The 24,898-nt window shown below is 69.6% G+C and carries 24 protein-coding genes; 19 read left to right on the top strand and 5 right to left on the bottom strand.

Annotation, left to right across the window (positions count from 1 at the left end; all coding sequences use genetic code 11):
- Window positions 1–31: 31 nt before the first annotated feature.
- From RS82_RS07595 to RS82_RS07585, 3 genes are read right to left on the bottom strand one after another with little or no spacing between them, the layout of a single operon-like run.
- The gene (locus RS82_RS07595; protein WP_157005460.1) at window positions 32–1,195 is read right to left on the bottom strand and encodes a flavin-containing monooxygenase; all 1,164 of its coding nucleotides are present in this window, start codon (window positions 1,193–1,195) and stop codon (window positions 32–34) included.
- 53 nt (window positions 1,196–1,248) lie between these two features.
- Window positions 1,249–2,481 (bottom strand): MFS transporter, encoded by a 1,233-nt coding sequence (locus RS82_RS07590; RefSeq protein ID WP_045297980.1) that lies wholly within the window; start codon window positions 2,479–2,481, stop codon window positions 1,249–1,251.
- Window positions 2,478–2,936 carry a MarR family winged helix-turn-helix transcriptional regulator gene (locus tag RS82_RS07585; protein WP_045297979.1) on the bottom strand — a complete coding sequence of 153 codons (459 nt, stop codon included), beginning with the start codon at window positions 2,934–2,936 and terminating at the stop codon, window positions 2,478–2,480. The genes RS82_RS07590 and RS82_RS07585 overlap by 4 nt, the downstream gene beginning before the upstream one ends.
- Window positions 2,937–3,152: 216 nt before the next feature.
- Between RS82_RS07585 and RS82_RS07580 the strand changes: the two genes are divergently transcribed.
- Genes RS82_RS07580 through RS82_RS07540 form a run of 9 tightly spaced genes read left to right on the top strand, consistent with a single transcriptional unit; the run spans window position 3,153 to window position 11,908 of the window.
- Window positions 3,153–4,352, top strand: coding sequence for a substrate-binding domain-containing protein (locus RS82_RS07580; protein ID WP_045297978.1), 1,200 nt, complete (start codon window positions 3,153–3,155; stop codon window positions 4,350–4,352).
- Between the two features lie 18 nt (window positions 4,353–4,370).
- Complete coding sequence (locus tag RS82_RS07575) at window positions 4,371–5,186, top strand: ABC transporter ATP-binding protein (protein WP_045297977.1); 816 nt, start codon at window positions 4,371–4,373, stop codon at window positions 5,184–5,186.
- Window positions 5,183–5,926, top strand: coding sequence for an ABC transporter ATP-binding protein (locus tag RS82_RS07570; RefSeq protein ID WP_045297976.1), 744 nt, complete (start codon window positions 5,183–5,185; stop codon window positions 5,924–5,926). The genes RS82_RS07575 and RS82_RS07570 overlap by 4 nt, the downstream gene beginning before the upstream one ends.
- Window positions 5,923–6,798, top strand: coding sequence for a branched-chain amino acid ABC transporter permease (locus RS82_RS07565; protein ID WP_045297975.1), 876 nt, complete (start codon window positions 5,923–5,925; stop codon window positions 6,796–6,798). The genes RS82_RS07570 and RS82_RS07565 overlap by 4 nt, the downstream gene beginning before the upstream one ends.
- Window positions 6,795–7,952 carry a branched-chain amino acid ABC transporter permease gene (locus RS82_RS07560; protein ID WP_045297974.1) on the top strand — a complete coding sequence of 386 codons (1,158 nt, stop codon included), beginning with the start codon at window positions 6,795–6,797 and terminating at the stop codon, window positions 7,950–7,952. The genes RS82_RS07565 and RS82_RS07560 overlap by 4 nt, the downstream gene beginning before the upstream one ends.
- Window positions 7,949–9,574: a class I adenylate-forming enzyme family protein gene (locus RS82_RS07555; protein WP_045297973.1), complete on the top strand. Its 1,626-nt coding sequence runs from the start codon at window positions 7,949–7,951 to the stop codon at window positions 9,572–9,574. The genes RS82_RS07560 and RS82_RS07555 overlap by 4 nt, the downstream gene beginning before the upstream one ends.
- Window positions 9,571–10,257, top strand: a complete 687-nt coding sequence (locus tag RS82_RS07550; protein ID WP_052676740.1) for a TetR/AcrR family transcriptional regulator — start codon at window positions 9,571–9,573, stop codon at window positions 10,255–10,257. The genes RS82_RS07555 and RS82_RS07550 overlap by 4 nt, the downstream gene beginning before the upstream one ends.
- A complete protein-coding gene (locus tag RS82_RS07545; protein ID WP_045297971.1) occupies window positions 10,257–11,009 on the top strand; it encodes a 3-hydroxybutyrate dehydrogenase in 753 nt (250 codons plus the stop codon). Before RS82_RS07550 ends, RS82_RS07545 begins: the two co-directional genes overlap by 1 nt.
- Window positions 10,994–11,908: an alpha/beta hydrolase gene (locus tag RS82_RS07540; protein ID WP_045297970.1), complete on the top strand. Its 915-nt coding sequence runs from the start codon at window positions 10,994–10,996 to the stop codon at window positions 11,906–11,908. The genes RS82_RS07545 and RS82_RS07540 overlap by 16 nt, the downstream gene beginning before the upstream one ends.
- Window positions 11,909–12,002: 94 nt before the next feature.
- Here RS82_RS07540 and RS82_RS07535 read toward each other — a convergent pair whose 3' ends face one another.
- Complete coding sequence (locus RS82_RS07535) at window positions 12,003–12,791, bottom strand: IclR family transcriptional regulator (RefSeq protein ID WP_045297969.1); 789 nt, start codon at window positions 12,789–12,791, stop codon at window positions 12,003–12,005.
- Window positions 12,792–12,899: 108 nt separating this feature from the next.
- Between RS82_RS07535 and RS82_RS07530 the strand changes: the two genes are divergently transcribed.
- Genes RS82_RS07530 through RS82_RS07520 form a run of 3 tightly spaced genes read left to right on the top strand, consistent with a single transcriptional unit; the run spans window position 12,900 to window position 15,536 of the window.
- On the top strand, window positions 12,900–13,700 hold the full coding sequence (locus tag RS82_RS07530; RefSeq protein WP_045297968.1) for a CoA transferase subunit A: 801 nt from the start codon (window positions 12,900–12,902) through the stop codon (window positions 13,698–13,700).
- 1 nt (window position 13,701) lies between these two features.
- A complete protein-coding gene (locus RS82_RS07525) occupies window positions 13,702–14,355 on the top strand; it encodes a CoA transferase subunit B (RefSeq protein ID WP_211255885.1) in 654 nt (217 codons plus the stop codon).
- The gene (locus RS82_RS07520; RefSeq protein ID WP_045297967.1) at window positions 14,352–15,536 is read left to right on the top strand and encodes an acetyl-CoA C-acetyltransferase; all 1,185 of its coding nucleotides are present in this window, start codon (window positions 14,352–14,354) and stop codon (window positions 15,534–15,536) included. The genes RS82_RS07525 and RS82_RS07520 overlap by 4 nt, the downstream gene beginning before the upstream one ends.
- A gap of 80 nt (window positions 15,537–15,616) precedes the next feature.
- Here the strand turns inward: RS82_RS07520 and RS82_RS07515 are convergent, their stop codons facing one another.
- Complete coding sequence (locus tag RS82_RS07515; RefSeq protein ID WP_045297966.1) at window positions 15,617–15,871, bottom strand: hypothetical protein; 255 nt, start codon at window positions 15,869–15,871, stop codon at window positions 15,617–15,619.
- Between the two features lie 135 nt (window positions 15,872–16,006).
- Between RS82_RS07515 and RS82_RS07510 the strand changes: the two genes are divergently transcribed.
- From RS82_RS07510 to RS82_RS07480, 7 genes are all read left to right on the top strand, one after another.
- Entirely contained in the window at window positions 16,007–17,473 is a 1,467-nt protein-coding gene (locus RS82_RS07510; RefSeq protein WP_045297965.1) for an alpha,alpha-trehalose-phosphate synthase (UDP-forming), read from the top strand.
- Window positions 17,470–18,261, top strand: coding sequence for a trehalose-phosphatase (gene otsB / locus RS82_RS07505; protein ID WP_045297964.1), 792 nt, complete (start codon window positions 17,470–17,472; stop codon window positions 18,259–18,261). Before RS82_RS07510 ends, otsB begins: the two co-directional genes overlap by 4 nt.
- Before the next feature lie 62 nt (window positions 18,262–18,323).
- Window positions 18,324–20,042, top strand: a complete 1,719-nt coding sequence (gene ilvD, locus RS82_RS07500; protein ID WP_045297963.1) for a dihydroxy-acid dehydratase — start codon at window positions 18,324–18,326, stop codon at window positions 20,040–20,042.
- Window positions 20,043–20,089: 47 nt separating this feature from the next.
- On the top strand, window positions 20,090–21,895 hold the full coding sequence (locus tag RS82_RS07495) for an acetolactate synthase large subunit (protein WP_045297962.1): 1,806 nt from the start codon (window positions 20,090–20,092) through the stop codon (window positions 21,893–21,895).
- A 3-nt stretch (window positions 21,896–21,898) separates the two neighbouring features.
- The gene (gene ilvN / locus RS82_RS07490; RefSeq protein ID WP_045297961.1) at window positions 21,899–22,408 is read left to right on the top strand and encodes an acetolactate synthase small subunit; all 510 of its coding nucleotides are present in this window, start codon (window positions 21,899–21,901) and stop codon (window positions 22,406–22,408) included.
- A gap of 3 nt (window positions 22,409–22,411) precedes the next feature.
- Entirely contained in the window at window positions 22,412–23,488 is a 1,077-nt protein-coding gene (gene ilvC, locus RS82_RS07485; RefSeq protein ID WP_342666934.1) for a ketol-acid reductoisomerase, read from the top strand.
- 143 nt (window positions 23,489–23,631) lie between these two features.
- Entirely contained in the window at window positions 23,632–24,897 is a 1,266-nt protein-coding gene (locus RS82_RS07480) for an alpha-L-fucosidase (protein ID WP_045297959.1), read from the top strand.
- The last annotated feature ends 1 nt before the right edge of the window (window position 24,898 follow it).

Genomic DNA, 24,898 nt, shown 5'->3' with positions numbered 1-24,898 from the left:
GTCCGGCGCGATCCCGTCGGCGAGTCGGGGATCACCGCCGCGCGCGCTGCACGCGTCGGCTGCGCAGCTCACGCGAGATCGCTCGAGCGGCCGCCCTCGCATCGAGGTTGATCTGCAGGAGGAGGCCCTTCAGCGGGCTCCGGATGCCGACGAAACGCAAGGCTGGCGCGCGAGGATGCGTGCGGGCGCCGGTCGACGCCGGTCGTCCGTGGATATCGAGGATCCCGAGGTGGCCGACGACGCCCTGGAGGCCCGTCGAGTAGCCGGTTGCCGCGATCACGGCGTCGGGGGTGAGCCGCGAGCCGTCCGCCAGGACCGCGTCGTTCCCTTCGAAGCGCTCGAGCGCGGGGACGGCGGTCACCGTGCCGGCGCGCAGCGCGGCCACGAGGCCGACGTCGATCGTCGGGGTGACCGCCGTCGCGCGCTGCTGCGCGACGAGCCCGGAGCGTGCGAGCGGCATGCCGTAGGGGGTGAGATCTCCTACGACTAGGCGCTGCAGGAGCCGGTTCACCGGGTCGGAGCACCACGCGGGAAGGAAGTCCATCGGAATGGCGACGAGGGTCGTCGGGAGGGGGCCCAGCTGACGGGGGACGATGTTCGGCGGCGTGCGGACGGCCAGCCGCACCTCGGTGACGCCCTGCTCGGCCAGGTCGGCGGCGATCTCGGCGCCGGAGTTGCCCGCCCCTACGACGAGAACGCTTCGCCCGGCGAAAGGCGCGGCATGGCGGTATCGGGAGGCGTGCAGGATCTCGCCCGTGAACGTCGCCTGCCCCGGCCACTGCGGCTCGATCGGGCGGTTGCTGTAACCCGTCGCGAGCACCACCTGGCGTGCCGTGATGTCACCGTTCGAGGTGGTCGCGCGCCAGACGCCGTCTTCGCGCTCGATCCGCTGCACTTCGATCCCGAAGTGAGGGTGGAGGTGGTGGAGGCGAGCGTAGACACGCAGGTAGTGCGCGACGTCGTCCTTCGCGACCCAGCGACCGAAACGGCGCGGCATGCGCAGGCCGGGCAGCGCCGACTGGATGCGGGGCGTGTGGAGATGCAGGCGCTCGTAGCGGCGAAGCCAGGTCTCGCCGACGGCCTCACCGGAGTCGACGATGGTCGCGGCGATCCCGCGGCGGCGGAGGCACGCGGCGACCGCGAGGCCCGCGGGGCCGGCGCCGATCACGAGCACGTCGGTGTGCGAATGGTCCACACCCCAGACGCTAGTGATCGACGACCGGCGCCGCGAGCCGATCGGCGGGGGAATCAGGCCGCGTCGCCCACCAGCACGGCTGCGGCCTCATCGGCAGCATCCGCTTCGCGTTCGTCGATGCGGGCGAGAGCGCGCCGGCCGAAGAGGATCGTGCCGGTGGCGATGAGGACGGATGCTGCGGCGAAGAGGTACGGCACGGTCGGGCCGTACAGGTGCCACAGGAGCGCGGCGAGCGGAGGAGCGGCGGCGCCGCCGAGGAAGCGGACCGCCGAATACGACGAGGACGCGACGGAACGGGGGAGATCCGTCGCCTCCATCACGGACTCCGTGAGCACCGTGTTCATGACGCCCAGGAGCAGGCCGCCGACGATGATGCAGACCACCAGGGCCGCGGCGTCCTCGACGAGGATTCCGGCGATGACCAGATCGATCGCGAGCAGGGGCAGCGTCAGGAGCATGACGGTGGTGCGGGCCATGACGCGCAGCAGGAGCGGGGCGACCCACACGCTGGTGACCGCGAGGGCGACGCCCCAGCCGAAGAAGGTGAAGCCGATCCCCATGGCGCCGAAACCCAGCGGGAACGGCGAGAAGGCGAGCAGCACGAAGAAGCCGATGTTGTAGAACAGTGCGGCGACCGCGAGAACGGCCAGCGACGGGATGCGCAGTGCCCGGAAGGGCGCCGACAGCGGCACCGGTACAGGCTTCTCACTCGGCCCGCGCAGCAGGACGAGGACGGCGACGAACGCGATGGCCATGAGCGCCACCACGCCGAAGAACGGCCCGCGCCAGCTGATCTCGCCGAGCAGGCCGCCGAGGAGCGGACCGATCGCGATGCCGAGGCCCAGGGCGGCCTCGTAGAGCACGATGGCCGCGCCGCTGCCGCCGGACGCGGCGCCCACGATGGTGGCGAGGGCGGTCGAGATGAAGAGCGCGTTGCCGAGGCCCCAGCCGGCGCGGAAGCCGATGATCGCATCGACGCTGCCGCTCAGCGAGCACAGCAGCGCGAACACGACGATGAGCGCGAGTCCGATGAGCAGCGTCGCCTTCGCGCCGATGCGGCTCGAGATCCAGCTCGTGATGAGCATGGCGAGCCCTGTCACCAGCAGATAGCTCGTGAAGAGGAGTTCGGTCTGCACCGGACTCGCCTGCAGCGACTCGGCGATGGCGGGGAGGATCGGGTCGACGAGGCCGATCCCCATGAACGCCACGACGCAGGCGAAGGCGACCGCCCACACCTGCGCGGGCTGGCGCCACACCGAGCCCGTGGTGCCGCTGTGCGCGCTCATCGGGTGGCCTCGGCCGTGTCGGAGGCGGACGCGGCGCGGGTGCGGTCCAGCTTTCGCGTGAGGACGGATGCCGTGGTCCGCAGCGCGTCCCACTCCTCGGGCTGGAGGTCGTCGAAGTGGGGGGCGAGTGCGGCGGTGAGCTGCAGCAGCCAGGTCTGGAGTGCTTCGAGGCCGAGCGGGGTGACCTCCACGACCGTCGCGCGCGAGTCCGCGGCATCCGTCGTCCTCGCTACGAGTCCGTGGTCGGCCATCTGGCCGACCAGACGCGTCATGCCGGGCTGGGTCACCCGACTGAGGCGGGCGAGTTCGCCGATGCGGAGCGCTCCGTTGTCGCGGAGGATCGTGAGGGTGCGCCACTGGGCGGCGGGTGTCTCGTTGGCGGTCTCGAGCGCCGCGACGCGGGTCAGCGCGTGGGCGGCGACGATGAGGGTCTCGATGTCCTGATCGTGGGTCACCCAAGAAGCATACCGCTGATATATACCTCTGGTATGCGAATCCGGGAAGATGCGAGAGTTCGTCCCGATTCGGTAACGACGGGGGAGGAGTGGGCTCGCCGACTTGACCTGCGCGGCTTCCGCTTCCTAGATTGCAAGAACCTGAATCGGATCTCATGTTTGAGACCGAAGCACCGATTCACGCACCAGATCCTTCCAATGGGGAAAGGCACGCACATGCGGGTTACGAAGAAGTTGCTCCTGGGCTCCGTGGTCGTCACGGCAGCGCTCGCCCTGGCGGCGTGCGCGCCGTCCGGCGATCCCGACAACGGATCCACAGAGCCGGGCGGGCTGTCCGAGGTCACCGTCGGCATCGTCACGAGCGAGTCCGGCCCGCTCGCCGGCTACGGCAAGCAGTACCTCGACGCCCTCAAGGCGGGGCTCGACTACGCCACCGACGGCACCGGCGAGATCGACGGGACCACGATCAACGTCGAGTACCGCGACGACGCCGGCGACCCTGACAAGGCCGTCACCGCCGTCAAGGAGCTCATCGGCTCGGGTGTCAACATCATCGCGGGCACCGCGTCGTCGGGCGTCGCCCTGGCCGTCGCCGAGCAGGCGGAGCAGAACAAGGTGCTCTACATCTCGGGACCCGCGGCCGCCGATGCGATCACGGGCATCAACGACTACACGTTCCGCTCGGGCCGGCAGAGCGCACAGGACGTCGCGACCGCGGGCACGTTCCTCGACGACATCGACGGCAAGACCGTGACGGTCTTCGCGCAGGACAACGCGTTCGGCCAGGGCAACGTCGCGGCCGTGCAGGCGATCCTCGGCGGCCAGGGCGCGACGGTGAACTCCGTGCTCGTCGCGGAGGACGCGACCGAGTTCACGCCGTTCGCGCAGCAGGTGCTCGCGGGCGCTCCCGACCTCGTGTTCGTCGCCTGGGCCGGCGCGACCTCGGGCGCGATGTGGCAGGCGATGAGCCAGCAGGGCGTGCTCGACGAGATCCCGGTGGTGACCGGTCTGGGAGACTCCGCGACCTTCGGCGCCTATGGCGAGGCATCCGAGAAGATCAACTTCCTGAACCACTACTTCGCCGAGGCTCCTGCCAACGACGTCAACACCGCGATGGTCGAGGCGATCGAAGAGGCCGGCGGCACGCCCGACCTGTTCAGCCCCGACGGCTTCAACGCGGCGATCATGATCGTCCACGCCATCGAGTCGGGCCAAGGCGACGTCGACGGGATGGTCGCGGCGCTCGAGGGCTTCGAGTTCGACGGTCCGAAGGGCAGCATGACGGTGCGCGCGAGCGACCATGCCCTCATCCAGGAGATGTACCAGGTCAAGCTCGTCGCGAAGGACGGCACGTTCGTGCCCGAGCTCGTCGACACGGTCTCGGCCGACGACGTCGCTCCCGCCGAAGCCGAGTGATCCGGGCTCCGCGAAACGATGAGCACCGCAGTCCCGTCCGCGTCCGTCGCGGAGACCGCGCGCCGCGGCTCTCCGCTGAAGATCGAGGCCCTCGGTCTGCAGATCGGCGGCGCGACGATCCTCGAAGACGTCGAGCTCGACGTCGCCGCCGGCTCCCTCGTGGGCGTCATCGGTCCCAACGGCGCCGGCAAGACCACGCTCTTCAACGTGATCTCGGGGCTCATGAAGCCCACCGCCGGCCGCGTCGTGCTGGACGACCGGGATATCACGACGGCGTCGGTGCCGGCGCGGGCGCGGGCGGGACTGGGGCGCACCTTCCAGACGTCGAGCCTCTTCCCGAAGCTGTCGGTGCTCGAGAACGTTCGCCTGGCGGCCCAGGTGTCGCTGGGCGGCTCCGGTTCGCTCGTGCACTTCCCGAAGCGGACGGATGCCGCCACCGAGCTCGCGCTGGCGAAGCTCGAGGTCGTGGGGCTCGGCCACAAGCGCGACGCGCTCGCGGGCGACATCTCGCACGGCGACAAGCGCAAGCTCGAGATCGCGGTGCTGCTGGCGACTGAGGCGAGCATCGTGCTGCTCGATGAGCCCATGGCGGGCGTGGCCTCGGGCGACGTTTCCGGGCTCGTCGAGAACATCCGCGACATGCAGCGGGAGAAGGGCTGCACGCTGCTGATGGTCGAGCACCACATCGACGTCCTGATGGGCCTTGTCGAGAAGGTCGCGGTCATGTACTTCGGAACGATCATCGCCTACGACACGCCGCAGCGGATCATGGAGAACCCCCTCGTGCAGAGCGCGTACCTGGGCACCGGATCGGCGGGGGAGGCGGCGGCATGAGCGGCGCTTCTTCTGGAACCGGGGCGTTTACCGGAACCCCCATCCTGACCGTCCGGAACCTCCGCTGCACGATCGCGGGCCAGCAGGTCGTGGAGGACGTCTCGTTCGACGTGCCCGCCACCGGCATCACCGCGGTGCTCGGCCGCAACGGCGTCGGCAAGACCTCGACCCTTCGAGGCATCCTGGGCCTCATCTCCCGTCGTGGCGAGGTGACGCTCGCGGGCGACCGCATCGACGGCCTCCCCACCCATCGCATCGTGCGGCGTGGCGTCGGGTACGTGCCGGAGGACCGTGAAGTCTTCTCGAAGCTCACCGTCGCCGAGAACCTCGCCCTCGCCGAGCGTCAGCGAAACCCTCGGCGCGAGTTCGTCGCAGAGCTCTTCCCCGACCTGGTCGCGCGCCGCGAGCAACAGGCCGGCACGCTCTCGGGCGGCCAGCAGCAGATGGTGTCGGTCGCGCGGGCTCTGCTCAACGACAACCGGCTGCTTCTCGTCGACGAGCCGACGAAGGGTCTCGCGCCGAAGATCGTGACCGAGGTCGCCGACGCGCTCCAGAAGGCGTCGAAGACCGTCCCCATCCTCCTCGTCGAGCAGAACCTCGAGGTCGTGCGCCGTCTCGCGGATGACGTCGTCGTCATCGCCGGCGGGTGCGTTGCGCACGTCGGAAAGGCGGGCGACCTCCTCGACGACGAAGACCTCACCCGCCGCCTCCTCGGCGTCCACGCGGAGCATGCAGCATGAGCACCCTCGTCCTCACCCTGATCACCGGCGTCGGTCTCGGCGCCCTCTACTTCCTCGTCGCCAGTGGCCTGAGCCTCATCTACGGGCTCATGCACGTGCTCAACTTCGCGCACGGCGCGTTCCTCACCCTGAGCGCATTCATGGGCTGGATGGTCGCGCAGGCGCTCGGCACCGGCTCGTGGGGATCGTTCCTCCTGTCGGTCCTCGTCGGCGCAGGCGTGGGCGCCGTGTTCGCGACGCTCACCGAGCTCGTGCTCATCCGACCGCTGTACGAGCGGCACATCGAGCAGGTGCTCGTCACGGTGGGTCTTTCGTTCGCGGCCGTGGCGCTGTTCGAGGGGATCTGGGGCACCGACCCGATCCACATCGGCGGACCCCCGTGGCTCACCCAGACCACCGACGTGCTGGGCGCCCGCATCCCCAACACCTACTGGGTGCTGATGATCGCGGCCGTGCTGGTGCTCGCGGCCCTCGTGCTGTTCCTGCAGAAGACGCGCTACGGCATGATCATCCGCGCCGGTGTCGAGAACCGCTCGATGGTGACGGCGCTCGGCATCGACGTCCGTCGCTCGTTCACCCTCGTCTTCGCCATCGGCGGCGCGGCCGCGGGAATCGGCGGCGTGCTGGCGATGCACTACTCGACCTTCGTGTCGGCGCACCTCGGGCAGACACTCCTCATCTTCGCGTTCATCGTCACCGTCGTCGGCGGCCTCGGCTCGCTCACCGGTGCGGCGGTGGCGTCCGTCCTCGTGGCGGTGCTGCAGCAGTTCGCGAACTTCTACCTCGGCGGCACCGGGGACTTCATCGTCGTGATCCTCCTGGCACTCGTGCTGCTGGTGCGTCCGACCGGACTCCTGGGGAGGAAGGCATGACCCTTCGACACGCTCGGGGACCGGGGGAGGCCCCGGATCGCAGCATCCGTCGCTTCATTCCCGCCGTCGTGGGCGTCGTGCTCGTCGCGTTCATGGCCATGCTGCCGCTGCTCAACCTCTCGGTCCCCGGCATCCTGCCCACGCCGACCTATATGCCCGGCACCCTCGCGCTGCTCTCCCTCTGCATGGTGTTCGCGGCGCTCGCGCTGTCGTACAACCTGCTGCTCGGATCGGGAGGGATGCTGTCGTTCGGCCACGCCCTCTACTTCGGCGCCGGTGCGTACGGACTCGGCATCGCGCTCGAGCACTTCGGCGTGCCGTTGTGGCCGGGCGTCTTCATCGCCCTGATCGGCGGCATGGTCATCGCCCTCGTGACGGGCGCGGTGTCGATGCGGGTCTCGGGCATCCCGTTCGCGATGGTGACACTGGCATTCGCGCAGGCCGGGTCGGTGCTGGTGCGGCGCAACTCGCAGGTCACCGGTGGCGAGGAAGGACTCAGCCTCAACACGGCGCAGGTGCCCGACTTCCTCATCGGGGTCGTGAACACCCGCAACCTGTACTGGTTCACGCTCGTCGTGCTCGTGCTGGTGTACCTCGTGGTGCTGTGGGTGGACACATCGCGTCTGGGGCATCTCGCCCGTGCGACGCGCGAGAACGAGCAGCGCGTGCGTGTGCTGGGACTGTCGCCTTACCGCGTCCGGCTCATCGTGTTCGTCATCGCAGCGGGCCTTGCGAGCCTCGCCGGAGTCGCGTACATGCTGCTGCAGTCGGGCACCGTTCCGCGGTCGGTCTCCGCGGACCTCACGATCACGGTCCTGGTGATGGTGGTGCTGGGTGGCGTCGGATTCCGCTGGGGTGCCATCGTGGGCGGTGTGCTCTACACGCTGCTCGATCAGCGGCTCACGGTGCTCGCCGGCTCCGAGGCGATCGCCGGGCTTCCCGACGTTCTGCGGATCCCGCTGTCGGAGCCGCTCTTCCTCCTCGGAGTGCTGTTCATCATCGTGGTGATGTTCCTCCCTGGAGGCATCGCAGGCACCATCGACGCCGCGGTCCGGCGTCGGCGCGGAGAGAGGGTCCGCGGGTCGCTGCGGCAGCTCGACGACGCCGGCGAGTCCGCCGGAGAGGGCGTGGGGACCGTCGAGGTGCGCGCATGAGCTGGACGGCCGACCCCGACATCGACGACGGGCCGCACACCGTCGGTCGGTGGATCGTGGACCGCGCGACCCGCTCGCCTGAGCGCATCGCGATCGACGACCGCGGAGTGACGACCGACTACGCCACCCTCGCCGCCCGCTCGTCCGGGCTCGCCGACGGACTGCGCCAGGCCGGCTACGGGCCGGGCGACCGCATCGCGACCGTGTCGGGCAACGCCACCGACCACGTCGTGGCGTTCTTCGCGTGCGCGATCGCGGGTATCGCCTTCGTGCCGCTGTCTTGGAGGCTCACGCCGCGCGAGCTCGCCGATGTCCTCACCCGCTCCGCTCCGGCGCTGGTGCTGATCGAGGACGAGCACGCGGCGCTCGCCGGCGAGGCGCTGCGCCTGGCGGACGCGACGCCGCCGGTCGCGGTGCTCGGAACGACCGGCATCGAGGCGAGCGTGCCTCGTCCGCCTCGGCGCCGCGTCCGTCGGCCGGTGCGCGACGACGACCCGCTGCTCGTGATCTTCACGTCGGGGAGCGAAGCCGCGCCGAAGGGCGTCGTGCTGACGCACGCGAACTGCTTCTGGAACAACCTCGCCCTCGCGCAGGCGCTGCCGCTCACGCAGGACGACGTCGTGCTCGCGATGCTGCCGCAGTTCCACGTGGCTGCGTGGAACTGCCAGCCGCTGCTGGCTTGGTGGGTCGGCGCGACGGTCGTGCTCGAGCGGTCCTTCCAGCCGGCGCGCGTGCTGCAGCTGGTCGCCGACCGGAAGGTCACCGCGATGATGGGCGTGCCGACGCAGTACGCGCTGCTCGCGGGCGACCGTGAGTGGCGGACGACAGATGCCTCGGCGCTGCGCCTCGCTCTCGTCGGGGGCGCGACGATGCCGGTTCAGCTGCAGGAGGAGTGGACCGCGCGGGGTATCCCGCTCACCCAGGGGTACGGCCTCACCGAGGCGGCACCCAATGTGCTCCACCTGCCGGCGGACGAGTCGATCGAGTCGCCGGGCGCCGTGGGCCGGCCGTACCCGCACGTGTCGGTGCGGATCGTCGATCCCGCCTCGGGGCTCGCCCTGGAGGGCGAGGCCACCGGCGAGCTGTGGGTGCGCGGTCCGAGCGTCTTCGCCGGCTATCTCGACGACGTCGATGCGACGGCTCGTGCGATGAGCGGCGAGTGGCTGCGCACCGGCGATCTGGCGTCGCGCGACGCGTCCGGCGTGTACCGGATCGTCGACCGCCTGAAGGACATCTTCATCTCGGGCGGCGAGAACGTCGCTCCCGCGGAGGTCGAGCACGCGCTGTGTCTGCACCCGCTCATCGAGGCGGCCGCCGTCGTCGGCGTGTCCGATGCGGTGTGGGGCGAGCGGGGAGTCGCGTTCGTGGTGCCTGTGGCGGGGGCGGCGCTGTCGGTCGACGAGGTGCTGACCCACGCGCGACGCAACCTCGCCGCCTTCAAGATCCCGGTCCACGTGGAGTTCGTCGATACGCTGCCTCGGTCGACCATCGAGAAGCTCGCACGATCGCGTCTCCGCGAAGAGGCCGCGTTGCTGGTCGAACGGCGGCGGGAGCAGGAAGATCGTGCTGGGGAGCGCGCGCACACAGTGGGGCGCGAGCGTACGAAGGGGGAATCCCGATGAGCATGTCCGACGAACTCGTCGACCGGGAAGAGGGGCTGGTGTCGTCCGCCACCGGACGCCCCCTCACCAAGCGCGGTGAGGCGACCCGGCGTCGCCTGCTGGAGGCGGCGGAGCTCGTGTTCGCCGCGCAGGGGTACCACGAGGCATCCATCGTCAAGATCACGGAGCGTGCGGGCATCGGCCTCGGCACGTTCTACCTCTACTTCGACAGCAAGCAGGCGATCTTCGAGGCGCTCGTGCTCGACCTCAACCGCCGCGTGCGCCACTCGATGTCGGAGGCGATGGCCGGCGCATCCGGTCGCCTCGAAGCGGAGCGTGCGGGGTTCGCCGGCTTCTTCCGGTTCACCGCCGAGCACCCCGCGCTCTACCGTGTCGTACGCGAGGCGGAGTTCGTCTCACCCGAGGTGCTGCGCACGCACTACACGCGCATCGTCGAGGGCTACGAGGCCGGCCTGCGCGCGGCGCAGGCGACCGGCGACGTCGACCGCGCCCTCGACCCCGAGACGACGGCGTGGGCCCTCATGGGCATGGGCGAGCTCATCGGCATGCGGTTCCTGCTGTGGGAGCGCGACGCCGAGGGGAGGCCGCCCGCGCAGCTCGACCCGGTGGTGTTCGCCGGCATGACCCGGTTCATCGACAACGCCCTCGCGCCGCGAGGGGACGATGCAGGAGAGGAATCCTGATGGCGGAGAAGGATCTCGCGGGCAAGCGCGCGCTCGTCACCGGCGGTGCGAGCGGCATCGGCCTCGCCTGCGCGCACGAGTTCGCGGCGCGCGGCGCGCACGTCATCATCGCGGACCTGAACGCGGATGCCGCGACGGATGCCGCCACCGCCGTCGGCGGCGAGTCGTGGGCAGTCGACCTGGCCGACACCGCCGCGCTCGACGACCTCACCCTCGACGTCGACATCCTCGTGAACAACGCGGGCATCCAGCGGGTCGCGCCGATCACGGAGTTCGATCCGGATGCGTTCCGGCTCATCGTCCGACTCATGCTGGAGTCGCCGTTCCTCCTCATCCGCGCCGCACTCCCGGCGATGTACGAGCGGGGCTGGGGCCGCGTCGTGAACATCTCGAGTGCCCACGGCCTGCGGGCGAGCGCGTTCAAGTCGGCGTACGTCTCCGCGAAGCACGGGCTCGAAGGCCTGTCGAAGGTGACGGCGCTCGAGGGCGCCCCGCACGGCGTGACCAGCAACTGCATCAATCCCGCCTACGTGCGCACACCGCTCGTGGAGAAGCAGATCGCCGACCAGGCCGCCGTCCACGGGATCGCGGAGAGCGAAGTCGTCGAGAAGATCATGCTGACCGAGAGCGCGGTGAAGCGGCTCGTCGAAGCCGACGAGGTCGCGTCGTTGGCCGGTTGGCTCGTGTCCGACAGGGCCGGCATGGTCACCGGAGCCTCGTACACGATGGACGGCGGATGGACGGCGCGGTGAACCACGAGTATCGGACGATCGACGTCCCCGTCGATGGCGGCGCGCTGCGCGCTGGAGTGTGGGATCCGGAGGATGCCGGACCCGACGCGCCGACCGTGCTGCTCGTGCACGGGGTCACGGCCTCGCATCTGGCGTGGCCGTTCGTCGTGGAGCGCCTCCCGGGAGTGCGCGTCGTCGCGCCCGATCTGCGAGGGCGCGGGCGCAGCAACGGCATCGACGGAGCCGCAGGGATGGCCGCACACGCGGCTGACCTCACCGCACTGCTCGATGCGCTCGGCATCCACAGCACGGTGGTCGTCGGGCACTCGATGGGCGGATTCGTATCCGTCGTATTCGCGCACCTCTCTCCCGAGCGCGTCTCGCGGCTGCTGCTCGTCGACGGCGGGCTTCCGCTCGACGTCCCCGCGGGACTCAGCACCGACGAGCTCGTCGCCGGCATCCTCGGCCCGACCGCGGCGCGCCTGTCGATGCGGTTCGCAGACGCGGGGGAATACCTGGACTTCTGGCGGCAGCATCCGGCCTTCACCGGCGCGTGGACACCAGAGCTCGAACGCTATCTCGCGTACGACCTCGTCGACGACGGCGCGGGCGCGTTCCGCCCCGCGACGAGCTATGCGACGACCGCCGACGACACCGTCGACATGAACACGGGCGACGCGCTGCCGGCGGCGCTGGCGGGGTTGCAGCATCCGACCCGCCTCATCACCGTCCCCCGCGGCCTGCAGGACGAGCCGCCTGGCTTGTACGCCCCGGAGCACCTCGCGCGATTGCTCTCGGAGTACCCGGCGGTCGAGCACGAGCGGGTGGACGGCTTCAACCACTACACGATCGTGATGTCGCCTTCGGGGGCGGATGTGGTCGCCGCCGCGCTGCGCGAGGAGCTCGCGGCCCGCGTGTGACCCACGTCGGTCGGGTGCCACCCATGGCCCCCGCCTCGTCATCGTCTCGAGCTGGGTGCACTCTCGCCGGTTTCGTGGCGAGGGCAACAGGTCGTCACCGGGCAGCGGCGATGCGGGTCGTGAGCTGGTGCGCGTGGGCGAGCAGCGTTCGGCCGAGCTCGGGGAGGCGGTCGGGGCCGAAGCGGAACTCCACGCCCGTGAGGCTCAGCGCCCACTGCGGGTGGCCCTCTCGCGTGAAGACCGCCGCACCGACGCCGTAGGAGCCCTCGACGATGAGCCCGGGGTTGACGGCGTAGCCGCGCTCCTGGGTGTCGCGCAGGCGCGTGCGCAACCGCTGCTCGCTGTGGGCGGCGCCCCATTCGCGGGAGAGTTCGGGGTGGCGCTCGAAGTAGGCGTCCACATCGTGGGGCGGCAGGAACGACAGGATCGCGAGCCCTGCGGAGGCGACGCCGAGCGGGAACCGCACGCCCTCCGACAGCACGAACGAGCGGATCGGGAAGCTGCCCTCCTCGCGGAGCAGGCATACGGTCTCGTCGCCGCGGCGCACCGAGAGGAACGCGCTCTCTTCGGTGCGGACGGCGAGCGAGCGCACGATGTCGCGCGCGACGGAAGTGATGTCGTAGCGGGATGCTGCGACCGTGCCCATCAGGTACAGCTCGGGTCCGGGCATCCAGCGCCCGGTGCGCTCGTCCTGATCGACCAGCCCCTCGTGGCGCAGAGCGGTGAGGAGACGATGCGTCGTCGGGCGGGTGAGCTCAGCGCGGCGGGCGAGCTCGGCCACCGGCATCCCCTCTTCGCCACCGGAGGTGACCAGTCGCAGGAGCTGGGCCGCGCGGGCGATCGACTGGGCCCCGGGAACGGTGCGCTTGGCTGCGGTGTCCACGATATGGACGCTACGACCCGGGGTGGCCACATGGCAAGCGAGGAGGTGGCGGTGCGCGCCGCCAAGCCGGACGATGGAAGCCGAGCGACCGGAATGCGAAGGAGCACAATGATCGACAAGACCTGGAGGTCGGCGGCCGAGGCCGTCGCCGACATCCCCGACGGGGCGTCTCTCGCAGTGGGAGGGTTCGGGCTCTCGGGTAACCCCATCGCGCTGATCGAGGCGCTGCTCGCGCAGGGCACGAGCGACCTCAGCATCGTGAGCAACAACTGCGGCGTCGACGACTGGGGGCTCGGCATCCTCCTGAATGCCAAGCGCATCCGGAAGATGACCTCCTCGTACGTCGGTGAGAACAAGGAGTTCGAGCGGCAGTTCCTCTCGGGCGAGCTCGAGCTGGAGCTGACGCCGCAGGGCACCCTCGCCGAGAAGCTCCGCGCCGGCGGATCGGGCATCGCCGCGTTCTACACCCAGACCGGGGTCGGCACGCAGGTGGCGGAAGGCGGGCTTCCCCGCCGCTACGCCGCGGACGGCGGCATCGCGGTCGCGTCACGCGTCAAGGACGTGCGAAGCTTCGACGTCTCGGGCGCGCCTCGCGACTACGTGCTCGAAGAGGCGATCGTCACCGACTACGCCCTCGTGCACGCCTTGAAGGGCGACCGCCACGGCAACCTCGTCTTCAACAAGGCCGCGCGCAACTTCAACCCGCTCGCCGCGATGGCCGGGCGTGTGTGCATCGCCCAGGTCGAGGAGCTCGTCGACCCCGGCGAGCTCGAGGCCGACAGCATCCATCTCCCCGGCATCTATGTGCACCGCATCGTGGAGGTCGGATCCGACATCGAGAAGCGCATCGAACGGCGCACGGTCTCGGTCGCACAGGCCGCCGCGCGCGAGATGCCGGAAGGAGCCTGACATGCCGCTCACCCGCAACGAGATGGCCGCCCGCGCGGCGGAGGAGCTCGCCGACGGCGCCTACGTCAACCTGGGCATCGGCCTGCCGACCCTGGTGCCGAACTTCGTGCCTGAGGGCGTGACCGTCGTGCTGCAGTCCGAGAACGGCATCCTCGGCGTCGGGCCCTACCCGACCGAGGAGAACGTCGACCCCGATCTCATCAATGCCGGCAAGGAGACGGTGACGACGCTGCCCGGAGCGGCGTTCTTCGATTCGGCGACGAGTTTCGGGATGATCCGCGGCGGCAAGATCGACGCCGCGATCCTCGGCGCGATGCAGGTGTCGGCGACGGGCGATCTGGCCAACTGGATGATCCCCGGAAAGATGGTGAAGGGGCCAGGCGGCGCGATGGACCTGGTGCACGGCGCCGCGAAGGTGATCGTGCTGATGGAGCATGTCGCCAAGGACGGCTCGGCGAAGATCGTGAACGAGTGCTCGCTGCCCCTCACCGGACGCGGCGTGGTCGACCGCATCATCACTGACTTGGCGGTCATCGACGTGACCGATGCCGGACTCGTGCTGGTGGAGACGGCCCCGGGCGTCACCGTGGAAGACGTCATCGCGGCCACCGAACCGGAGCTGACGGTCGCCGTCGGAGAGAGAATCGAAGCATGAACCACGACGACGTCGTCATCGTCGCCGCTGCGCGCACGCCGCAGGGGCGACTGAAGGGCCAGCTGGCTCCGCTCACGGCGGTGCAACTGGGCAGCGCCGCGATCAAGGGCGCTCTCGAAAGGGGCGGCATCCCCGCCGATGCTGTCGATGCTGTCCTCGTCGGCCAGGTGCTCGCGGCCGGAAGCGGGCAGAACCCCGCGCGTCAGGCGGCGGTGGGCGCCGGCATCGGGTGGGACGTCCACTCCAGCTCGGTCAACAAGGTGTGCCTCTCCGGCCTCACGGCCATCATCGACGGGGCACGCATGCTCGCGGTGGGAGACGCGACCGTCGTGGTCGCCGCCGGCATGGAGTCGATGACCCGCGCCCCGCACCTGCTCATGGGCTCGCGTGACGGCTGGGCCTACGGCTCGATCGAGGTGCTCGACCACATGGCGTTCGACGGGCTCACCGATGCCTACGACCGCGAGAGCATGGGCGCATCGACCGAACGACACAACGAGCGGCTCGAGGTGACGAGGCAAGCTCAGGATGCCGTCGCCGCGAGGTCGCATCAGCGCGCGGCCGCCGCGCAGGCCCAGGGGCTCTTCGACGCCGAGATCGTGCCGGTCGAGATCCCTCAGCGCAAGGGCGATCCCGTCGTCGTGACGAAGGACGAGGGCGTGCGCCCCGAGACCACCGTCGAGACCCTCGCGGGCCTGCGTCCGGCCTTCGCGTCGAGCGGGTCGATCACGGCGGGCAACTCGTCGCAGATCTCGGACGGCGCGTCCGCGGTCGTGCTGACGACGCGCTCGCATGCCGACGAGAACGGCTGGAACGTGCTCGCGGTCGTCGGTGCGTCGGGCCAGGTCGCCGGCCCCGACAATTCGCTGCACTCGCAGCCCGCTCGGGCGATCGAGAAGGCGCTGGCCAAGCAGGGCATCGCCGCGAGCGATCTCGACATCGTCGAGATCAACGAGGCGTTCGGCGCCGTGGTCGTGCGTTCGCAGGCCGAGCTCGGCCTCTCGGACGACGTCGTCAACCCGCACGGCGGCGGTATCGCGATCGGACACCCGATCGGAGCATCCGGCAACCGCCTGGTCGTCCACGCGGTGCATGAGCTCGTCCGGCGAGGCGGTGGCACGGCGGCAGTGGCGCTGTGCGGGGGCGGAGGGCAGGGCGACGCGCTCATCCTCACACGCTGAGCAGGAATCGCGAGAGGGTGCATCCCGTCACGCTGGTCGGGGCTGGGATGCACCCTTTCGCGATCGCCCGCGGGCGGGGATCAGGGCTGGATGCGGCGCTTGAGGAGCTTCTTCTCCCGCCCGTGGACGGGTGAGTCGTTCGCGATGAGCTCGCCGCGCGAGGCGCGGCGGACGTCGACGATCGCGCCGATCGCGAGCGCGATGGAGATGCCCCAGCTGAGCCAGGCGAGCGCCATGCGCCACGTGAAGGGCTCGTTCTCGCGGAGGCCCCTCAACAACGTCAGCCCGCCGGTGATGGCAGTGAGGATGCCGGTGCCGAAGAGGTACTTGCGCATGGGGCCACGTTAGCGCGGCGTGCGCGTGCGCCGCGCCCTTGACATGGGCCCGCCCGGCGAGTCAAGGGGACCCGGGCCCGCGCCAGCGCGCTGTAGCCTGGGCGTGCCGAGTCCACGAAACCGTCAGGAGACCGCGTGACAGAGCCCGCCGCCCACACCGCCGAACTCGTCGTCGTCGCCAACCGTCTGCCCGTCGACCGCGTCGTGGACGGGGACGGCGAGCCGGGCTGGCGGCGCTCGCCCGGCGGCCTCGTGACCGCACTCGAGCCGATGATGCGCCGCACCGACGGCGCCTGGGTCGGCTGGCCGGGGCAGGCCGACATCGAGGTCGATCCGTTCGAGTTCGAGGGCACGTACCTGGTGCCCGTGGCGCTCAGCGCCGAAGACGTCGAGCTGTACTACGAGGGGATGTCGAACGACACCTTCTGGCCGCTCTACCACGACGTCATCGCCGAGCCCCGGTACCGCCGGGTGTGGTGGGACTCGTACGTGAAGGTGAACCGGCGCTTCGCCGAATCGGCCGCCGCTGTGGCTGCCGAGGGCGCGACGGTGTGGGTGCAGGACTATCAGCTCCAGCTCGTCCCGCAGATGCTCCGCGAGGCGCGCCCCGACCTGACGATCGGCTACTTCCACCACATTCCTTTCCCCGCATACGGCCTCTATTCGCAGTTGCCGTGGCGCAGGCAAGTGCTCGAAGGGCTGCTGGGCGCGGACGTCATCGGCTTCCAGCGGGTGGCGGATGCCGGCAACTTCGCCCGCGCGGTGCGACGGCAGTTCCGCTACGAGACGAAAGCGTCCGGCATCACCGTCCCCAATCCCGACGGCACCACCCGCCGCGCGCTGGCGAAGGCCTTCCCCATCTCGATCGATGCCTCGTCGTACGTGGAGCTCGCTCAGCGCGACGACGTGAAGGCGCGCGCGAAGGAGATCCGGGAGAGCCTCGGGAATCCGAAGAAGATCCTGCTCGGCGTCGACCGGTTGGATTACACCAAGGGCATCCGTCACCGCATGAAGGCGTTCGGCGAGCTGCTGGAGGACGGTCGCATCACGGTCGAGGATGTGACGCTCGTGCAGGTCGCGAGTCCCAGCCGGGAGCGGGTGGCGGCCTACATGCAGCTGCGGGATGAGATCGAACTCACCGTGGGTCGCATCAACGGCGACCACGACACGATGGGCCACACGGCGATCCGGTACCTCCACCAGGCGTATCCGCGGGAGGAGATGGTGGCGCTGTTCATGGCTGCCGACGTCATGCTGGTCACCGCCCTCCGCGACGGAATGAACCTCGTGGCGAAGGAGTACGTCGCCGCGCGCATCGACAACCGGGGTGTGCTCGTGCTGAGCGAGTTCGCCGGCGCCGCCGACGAGCTCTCGAGCGCGGTGCGGATCAATCCACACGACATCGACGGCATGAAGGACGCCATCATGCGAGCCATCGAGATGCCTCCGGCCGAGCAGGGCCGTCGCATGCGGGCGTTGCGGAGGAAGGTGCTCGAGAACGACGTCGCGCGATGGTCGCAGTCGTTCCTCGACGCACTCGACGGGGCGCGCGAGCGCAACAGGTTCCCCGCGCTCAACAAAGCCGCGGGGGCCGGCGCATGACCGACGCCCCGCTCGCTGAAGGCGAGGCGATCGACAAGCTCGCAGCATCCGATCGTCTCCTCGTCGCCCTCGATTTCGACGGCACACTGTCACCGCTCGAGGACGAGCCGATGGATGCACGGATGCTGCCCGCCGCGCGCGAGGCCGTCGACGCGCTGGTCGCGACGCCGGACACCATCGTCGCGTTCGTGTCGGGGCGCAGCCTCGTGGATCTTCGCGTGATCGCCGAGCACGACGACACGTCGCGGGTGCTGCTGGCGGGATCGCACGGGGCCGAGTTCTGGATCCCGGGCGAAGGAATCGTGAGTCACGGCGAGGACGAGACGGATGTCGCGCTGCGCGACACGCTGCGAGGCCGCGCCGAAGACGCGACGGCACACCTCGACGGAGTCTGGATCGAACCGAAGACCTTCGGGTTCGGCGTGCACACACGCCGTGCGACCGCCGAGGCGGCGGAGGAGGCGAATCGCCGCGTCGACGCGATCGTCGCCGGCGAGGCGCCCCACTGGCGCCGGCGCACCGGCCACAACATCGTCGAGTTCGCCTTCCGGCACGAGGGCAAGGACTCGGCGATCGCCGAGCTGCGCGAGCGCGTCGGCGCCACCGCCGTGCTGTTCGCCGGCGACGACGTCACCGACGAAGACGCGCTGGCCAGCCTCGGAGAGGATGACCTCGGCGTTCGCGTGGGGGAGGGGCCCACCTCCGCCACCGTGCGGGTCGCCGACATCGCGGCACTCGCAGTGCTTCTGCAGCAGCTCGCGGAGGCTCGGTCGCGGCGTCGCGCGTAGATCGCCGTCGCGGGTGCGTCACTGGGAGCTGGCGGCTCCTGTCACGGGAATACACTGAGTCAATGGCCCAGCCCGATTCGCCCGCTGACAACTCCATCGACATCAAGCCCCGCAGTCGCGTCGTCACCGACGGCATCGAAGCAACGACCTCCCGCGGCATGCTCCGCGCGGTCGGCATGGGCGACGCGGACTGGGACAAGCCGCAGATCGGCATCGCCTCGAGCTGGAACGAGATCACCCCCTGCAACCTGAGCCTCGACCGGCTCGCGCAGGGCGCCAAGGAGGGCGTGCACGCGGGCGGCGGCTATCCGCTGCAGTTCGGCACCATCTCCGTCTCGGACGGCATCTCGATGGGCCACGAGGGCATGCACTTCTCGCTCGTCTCCCGCGAAGTCATCGCCGACTCCGTGGAGACCGTCATCATGGCCGAGCGCCTGGACGGCTCGGTGCTGCTCGCCGGCTGCGACAAGTCGATCCCCGGCATGCTCATGGCATCGGCGCGCCTCGACCTCTCGAGCGTCTTCCTCTACGCCGGCTCGATCGCGCCGGGCTGGGTCAAGCTCTCTGACGGCACCGAGAAGGACGTCACCATCATCGACTCGTTCGAGGCCGTGGGCGCGTGCCTCGCGGGCAAGATGAGCGAGGCCGACCTCAAGCGCATCGAGTGCGCGATCGCCCCGGGCGAGGGTGCGTGCGGCGGCATGTACACCGCCAACACGATGGCCTCCGTCGCCGAGGCGCTCGGCCTCAGCCTCCCCGGCTCGGCCGCGCCGCCGTCGGCCGACCGCCGCCGCGACTACTTCGCGCACCGCTCAGGCGAGGCGGTCGTGAACCTCCTCCGCCAGGGCATCACGACACGCGACATCCTCACCAAGGAGGCGTTCGAGAATGCGATCGCGCTGGCGATGGCTCTGGGCGGCTCGACCAATGTCGTGCTGCACCTGCTCGCGATCGCCCGCGAGGCCGATGTCGACCTGAGCCTGCACGACTTCAACCGCATCGGCGACAAGGTGCCGCACGTGGCCGACATGAAGCCGTTCGGCAAGTACGTCATGAACGACGTCGACCGCCACGGCGGCATCCCGGTGATCATGAAGGCGATGCTCGACGAGGGCCTGCTCCACGGCGACGCGCTCACCGTCACCGGCAAGACGCTGGCCGAGAATCTCGCGGACCTGAACCCCGACCCCGTCGACGGCACGGTCATCCACTCCTTCGACGACCCGATCCACGCCAAGGGCGGCATCACGATCCTGCACGGGTCCATCGCCCCCGAGGGTGCCGTCGTGAAGTCCGCCGGCTTCGACGCCGACGTGTTCGAAGGACCTGCGCGCGTGTTCGAGCGCGAGCGCGCCGCGATGGACGCCCTCGAGGCCGGCGAGATCGCCGCCGGGGACGTCGTCGTGATCCGCTACGAAGGTCCCAAGGGCGGCCCGGGCATGCGAGAGATGCTCGCGATCACCGCGGCCATCAAGGGCGCTGGGCTCGGAAAAGATGTACTACTCTTGACGGACGGCAGATTCTCAGGCGGCACAACCGGCCTGTGCATCGGCCACATAGCACCCGAAGCGGTGGACGCAGGTCCCATCGCCTTCGTGCGCGATGGTGATCTGATACGGGTCGATATCGCGGCTCGCACTCTCGACCTACTCGTCGACGAGGCTGAGCTTGACTCCCGCCGCTCTGGCTGGGAGCCGCTTCCCCCGCGCTATACCCGTGGCGTCCTTGCCAAGTACTCCCGACTCGTGCGCTCCGCTGCGGAGGGCGCGACCACCGGTTGAGCCTGGCTTCCGACATCCGCCTCCGACCCATTTCAGAGGAAATCACCATGTCAGCCGACACCGCCGCGGCCGTTCCCCGGCCGCCAGCCCGCACCGCCTCGACGCCCGTGCTCACGGGCGCGGAAGCGGTCGTCCGTTCTCTCGATCTGCTCGGGGTGACCGACGTCTTCGGTCTCCCGGGCGGCGCGATCATGCCCGTCTACGACCCGCTCATGGACGACGAGTCCGTGCGTCACATCCTCGTCCGCCACGAGCAGGGCGCCGGCCACGCGGCCGAAGGCTATGCCGCCGCATCGGGTCGTGTCGGCGTCGCGATCGCGACGTCGGGCCCCGGCGCGACGAACCTCGTCACCGCGATCGCCGACGCGTACATGGACTCCGTGCCGATCGTCTGCATCACCGGCCAGGTCTTCTCCACCCTCATGGGAACGGATGCCTTCCAGGAGGCCGACATCGTCGGCATCACGATGCCGATCACCAAGCACTCGTTCCTGGTGAAGCGCGCGGAAGACATCCCGGGTGCCATCGCGGCCGCGTTCGAGATCGCCGCGACCGGTCGTCCCGGTCCCGTGCTCGTGGACATCACGAAGGACGCCCAGCAGGCCGAGGCGCCGTTCGTCTGGCCGCCGAACATCGACCTCCCGGGCTACCGGCCGGTGACGAAGGCGCACGGCAAGCAGATCCAGGCAGCGGCTCAGCTGATCGCCGACGCCAAGAAGCCGGTGCTGTACGTCGGCGGCGGCGTGATCCGCGCCCGGGCCTCCGAGGAGCTCCGTTCGCTCGCCGAGACGACGGGCGCGCCCCTCGTGACCACGCTGATGGCTCGCGGTGCATTCCCGGACTCACACCCGCAGCACCTCGGCATGCCCGGCATGCACGGCACGGTGCCGGCGGTGCTCGCGCTGCAGGAGGCCGACCTCATCGTCGCCCTCGGGGCCCGCTTCGACGACCGTGTCACCGGCAAGGCGGCCCTGTTCGCGCCCCACGCGAAGGTCGTGCACGTCGACATCGATCCCGCCGAGATCTCGAAGATCCGCACCGCCGACGTGCCGATCGTGGGCGACCTCAAGGACGTGCTCGTCGACCTCGACGTGGCGTTCCGCGCGGTCAGCGGCGGCACCGCGCCCGACATCACCGAGTGGTGGTCGTTCCTCGACGGGCTGCGCGACGAGTTCCCGCTCGGCTACACCCAGCCCACCGACGGCCACATGTCACCGCAGTACGTGATTCAGCGCATCGGCGAGCTCACCGGCCCCGAGGGCGTCTACGCCGCCGGCGTGGGCCAGCACCAGATGTGGGCGGCGCAGTTCATCAAGTACGAGCGTCCGAACGCGTGGCTCAACTCGGGCGGCGCCGGCACGATGGGCTACTCGGTTCCTGCGGCGATGGGCGCCAAGGTCGCCGAGCCCGATCGCGTCGTGTGGGCTATCGACGGCGACGGCTGCTTCCAGATGACCAACCAGGAGCTCGCCACCTGCGCGATCAACAACATCCCGATCAAGGTCGCGATCATCAACAACTCGTCCCTGGGCATGGTGCGCCAGTGGCAGACGCTGTTCTACGACGGTCGTCACTCGAACACCGACCTCAACACCGGCCACGGCACGGTGCGCATCCCCGACTTCGTGAAGCTGGCGGAGGCGTACGGCTGCCTCGCGATCCGCGTCGAGAAGGAAGAGGACGTGGATGCCGCGATCCAGACGGCGCTCGAGACGAACGGCCGCCCGGTGGTCATCGACTTCGTCGTGAGCGCCGACGCGATGGTGTGGCCGATGGTGCCGCAGGGCGTGAGCAACAGCTTCGTCCAGTACGCGCGGGATCACTCGCCCGCCTTCGACGAGCAGGAGGACTGAGACATGACGAGTCACGTGCTGAGCCTCCTCGTGGAGGACAAGCCCGGTCTGCTGACGCGCGTCGCGGGCCTGTTCGCCCGGCGCGGCTTCAACATCGAGTCGCTCGCGGTGGGCGTCACCGAGGTGCCCGGGCTCTCGCGCATCACGGTGGTCGTGGACGTCGACGAGCTTCCGCTCGAGCAGGTCACCAAGCAGCTCAACAAGCTCATCAACGTCATCAAGATCGTCGAGCTCGACCCCGCAGCATCCGTCCAGCGCGAGCACATGCTCGTGAAGGTGCGCGCCGACAACCAGACCCGTTCGAATGTGCTCGAGGTCGTGAACCTCTTCCGCGGCCAGATCGTGGACTACGCGCCCGACGCGCTCGTGGTCGAGGTCACCGGCGACAAGGGCAAGGTCGACGCGTTCCTGCGCGCGCTCGAGCCCTTCGGCATCAAGGAGCTGGCGCAGTCCGGCCTCGTCGCCATCGGCCGCGGCGGCAAGAGCATCACCGAGCGCGTGCTGCGCGGCTGAGCCGTGCAGCATCCGACACTTTCCAGAACCGATCAATCAAGGAGAAACACGAAGATGGCTGAGATCTTCTACGACGCCGATGCCGACCTGAGCATCATCCAGGGCAAGAAGGTGGCGATCGTGGGCTACGGCTCGCAGGGTCACGCGCACGCCCAGAACCTTCGCGACTCGGGTGTCGAGGTCGTCATCGCGCTCAAGGACGGCTCGAAGTCGATCGAGAAGGCGCAGGACGAGGGCTTCGACGTCAAGTCGGTGGCCGACGCGGCCGAGTGGGCCGACGTCATCATGATCCTCGCGCCGGACCAGCACCAGCGCGGGATCTTCAACGACAGCATCAAGGACAAGCTGACCCCGGGCAAGACCCTCGCGTTCGCGCACGGCTTCAACATCCGCTTCGGCTACATCGAGGCGCCCGAGGGTGTCGACGTGATCCTGGTCGCCCCCAAGGCCCCGGGCCACACGGTGCGCCGCGAGTACGTCGCGGGCCGCGGCATCCCCGACATCATCGCGGTCGAGCGCGACGCCTCCGGCAACGCATGGGCGACCGCCCTGTCGTACGCGAAGGCCATCGGCGGCACCCGCGCCGGCGTGATCAAGACGACCTTCACCGAGGAGACCGAGACCGACCTGTTCGGCGAGCAGGCCGTCCTCTGCGGCGGTGTGTCGCAGCTCGTCCAGTACGGGTTCGAGACCCTGACCGAGGCGGGCTACCAGCCGCAGATCGCCTACTTCGAGGTGCTGCACGAGCTGAAGCTCATCGTCGACCTCATGTGGGAGGGCGGCATCGCCAAGCAGCGCTGGTCGGTCTCCGACACCGCCGAGTACGGCGACTACGTCTCGGGCCCCCGCGTCATCGACCCGCACGTCAAGGAGAACATGCAGGCCGTGCTCGCCGACATCCAGTCGGGCGCGTTCGCCAAGCGCTTCATCGACGACCAGGACAACGGCGCCGTCGAGTTCCTCGAGCTCCGCGAGAAGGCAGCCGCCCACCCGATCGAGTTGGTCGGCAAGGACCTGCGCTCGCTCTTCGCGTGGAAGCAGCAGGACGCGGACTACGTCGAGGGCTCGGCCGCGCGCTGAGCCACGATTCACCGAAGGCCCGGCTCCCCTCAAGGGGGCCGGGCCTTCGGCGTTCGCGGTCGACTGAGGCCTCGGAATGAGGAGACATCCGATGTTTATGGAAGGATGGAGTCGACCAGCGACGGAAGGCGAGTGGGGCGAGTATGCGACAGCAGTGGTTCGACGAGGCGCGATTCGGGATGTTCGTGCACTTCGGCCTGTACAGCGGTGCAGCACGGCACGAGTGGGTGCAGAACTACGAGTTCCTCACCGACGAGGACTACCTCCCGTACTTCGAGAACTTCGACCCCGACCTGTTCGACGCGCGGGCGCTCGCCCGGCGGGCGAAGGAGACGGGCATGGGCTACGTGGTGCTCACGACGAAGCACCACGACGGCTTCGCGCTATGGGGCACGGCGGTCAGCGACTTCAACGCGGTCGAGGCGTGCGGCAGGGACCTCGTGCGGGAGTATGTCGATGCGCTCCGCGCCGAAGGGCTCAGGGTGGGCCTCTACCATTCGCTCATCGACTGGCATCACCCCGACTTCACGGTCGACTGGAACCACCCGCGTCGGGCCGACGAGGACGTCGCCGCCCTCAACGAGGGTCGCGACATGGCGCGCTACCGCGAGTTCCTGCACGCCCAGGTGCGCGAGCTGCTGACCGACTACGGACAGATCGACTATCTCTTCTTCGACTTCACCTACCCCGAGTCGATGGACGGGCTGGCAGGCAAGGGCCCCGAGGACTGGGACGCCGTGGCGCTGCTGGCGATGTGCCGCGAACTGCAGCCCGAGATGCTCGTCAACGACCGGCTCGGCATCCCGGGGGACTTCGTCACCCCCGAGCAGTACCAGCCCACCGCGCCGCTGATGGTCGACGGCGTGCCGCAGGTGTGGGAGGCCTGTCAGACCATGAACGGCTCGTGGGGGTATCACCGCGACAACACCGAGCAGAAGCCGGCGACGCTCCTCGTCCAGATGCTCGCCGACTCGGTGTCGATGGACGGCAACATGCTGCTCAACATCGGCCCGGACGGGCGCGGCGCGATCGCCCCGCGTGACGAGCGCACCCTGTCGGATATCGGGGAGTGGATGCGGCTGCACCGAGGTGCGATCGTCGGCGCCGGTCATGCGGCATTCGAGCCGCCGCGTGAGGGCGTGTACACCCGTCGCGGCCACAAGCTCTACCTGCACCTGCTGTCGTGGCCGCTGGGTTTCGTCCACCTTCCCGGTCTCGCCGGTGATGTCACGTACGCGCGATTGCTCAACGACGGCTCCTGGCTTCGCACGTCGGCGGCGGATCCCGGTCAGAAGGCCGTCAACATGACACCGGCGGGCGAGGCGGAGGGAACGCTCACGGTACACCTCCCCGTTGCCCGGCCGGACGTGCTCGTGCCCGTGATCGAACTCACGCTCAGCGAAGGCTGAC

It is taken from the genome of Microbacterium trichothecenolyticum, from assembly GCF_000956465.1.
Classification (GTDB): domain Bacteria; phylum Actinomycetota; class Actinomycetes; order Actinomycetales; family Microbacteriaceae; genus Microbacterium; species Microbacterium trichothecenolyticum.
This window is presented reverse-complemented; position numbering and strand designations above follow the sequence as displayed.

Coding starts and splice junctions, on each gene's coding strand:
- RS82_RS07590 (WP_045297980.1), bottom strand. CDS start 2,481: ATGAGCGCGCACAGCGGCACCACGGGCTCGGTGTGGCGCCAGCCCGCG.
- RS82_RS07580 (WP_045297978.1), top strand. CDS start 3,153: ATGCGGGTTACGAAGAAGTTGCTCCTGGGCTCCGTGGTCGTCACGGCA.
- RS82_RS07575 (WP_045297977.1), top strand. CDS start 4,371: ATGAGCACCGCAGTCCCGTCCGCGTCCGTCGCGGAGACCGCGCGCCGC.
- RS82_RS07570 (WP_045297976.1), top strand. CDS start 5,183: ATGAGCGGCGCTTCTTCTGGAACCGGGGCGTTTACCGGAACCCCCATC.
- RS82_RS07565 (WP_045297975.1), top strand. CDS start 5,923: ATGAGCACCCTCGTCCTCACCCTGATCACCGGCGTCGGTCTCGGCGCC.
- RS82_RS07560 (WP_045297974.1), top strand. CDS start 6,795: ATGACCCTTCGACACGCTCGGGGACCGGGGGAGGCCCCGGATCGCAGC.
- RS82_RS07555 (WP_045297973.1), top strand. CDS start 7,949: ATGAGCTGGACGGCCGACCCCGACATCGACGACGGGCCGCACACCGTC.
- RS82_RS07550 (WP_052676740.1), top strand. CDS start 9,571: ATGAGCATGTCCGACGAACTCGTCGACCGGGAAGAGGGGCTGGTGTCG.
- RS82_RS07545 (WP_045297971.1), top strand. CDS start 10,257: ATGGCGGAGAAGGATCTCGCGGGCAAGCGCGCGCTCGTCACCGGCGGT.
- RS82_RS07540 (WP_045297970.1), top strand. CDS start 10,994: ATGGACGGCGCGGTGAACCACGAGTATCGGACGATCGACGTCCCCGTC.
- RS82_RS07530 (WP_045297968.1), top strand. CDS start 12,900: ATGATCGACAAGACCTGGAGGTCGGCGGCCGAGGCCGTCGCCGACATC.
- RS82_RS07525 (WP_211255885.1), top strand. CDS start 13,702: ATGCCGCTCACCCGCAACGAGATGGCCGCCCGCGCGGCGGAGGAGCTC.
- RS82_RS07520 (WP_045297967.1), top strand. CDS start 14,352: ATGAACCACGACGACGTCGTCATCGTCGCCGCTGCGCGCACGCCGCAG.
- RS82_RS07515 (WP_045297966.1), bottom strand. CDS start 15,871: ATGCGCAAGTACCTCTTCGGCACCGGCATCCTCACTGCCATCACCGGC.
- otsB (WP_045297964.1), top strand. CDS start 17,470: ATGACCGACGCCCCGCTCGCTGAAGGCGAGGCGATCGACAAGCTCGCA.
- ilvD (WP_045297963.1), top strand. CDS start 18,324: ATGGCCCAGCCCGATTCGCCCGCTGACAACTCCATCGACATCAAGCCC.
- RS82_RS07495 (WP_045297962.1), top strand. CDS start 20,090: ATGTCAGCCGACACCGCCGCGGCCGTTCCCCGGCCGCCAGCCCGCACC.
- ilvN (WP_045297961.1), top strand. CDS start 21,899: ATGACGAGTCACGTGCTGAGCCTCCTCGTGGAGGACAAGCCCGGTCTG.
- RS82_RS07480 (WP_045297959.1), top strand. CDS start 23,632: ATGCGACAGCAGTGGTTCGACGAGGCGCGATTCGGGATGTTCGTGCAC.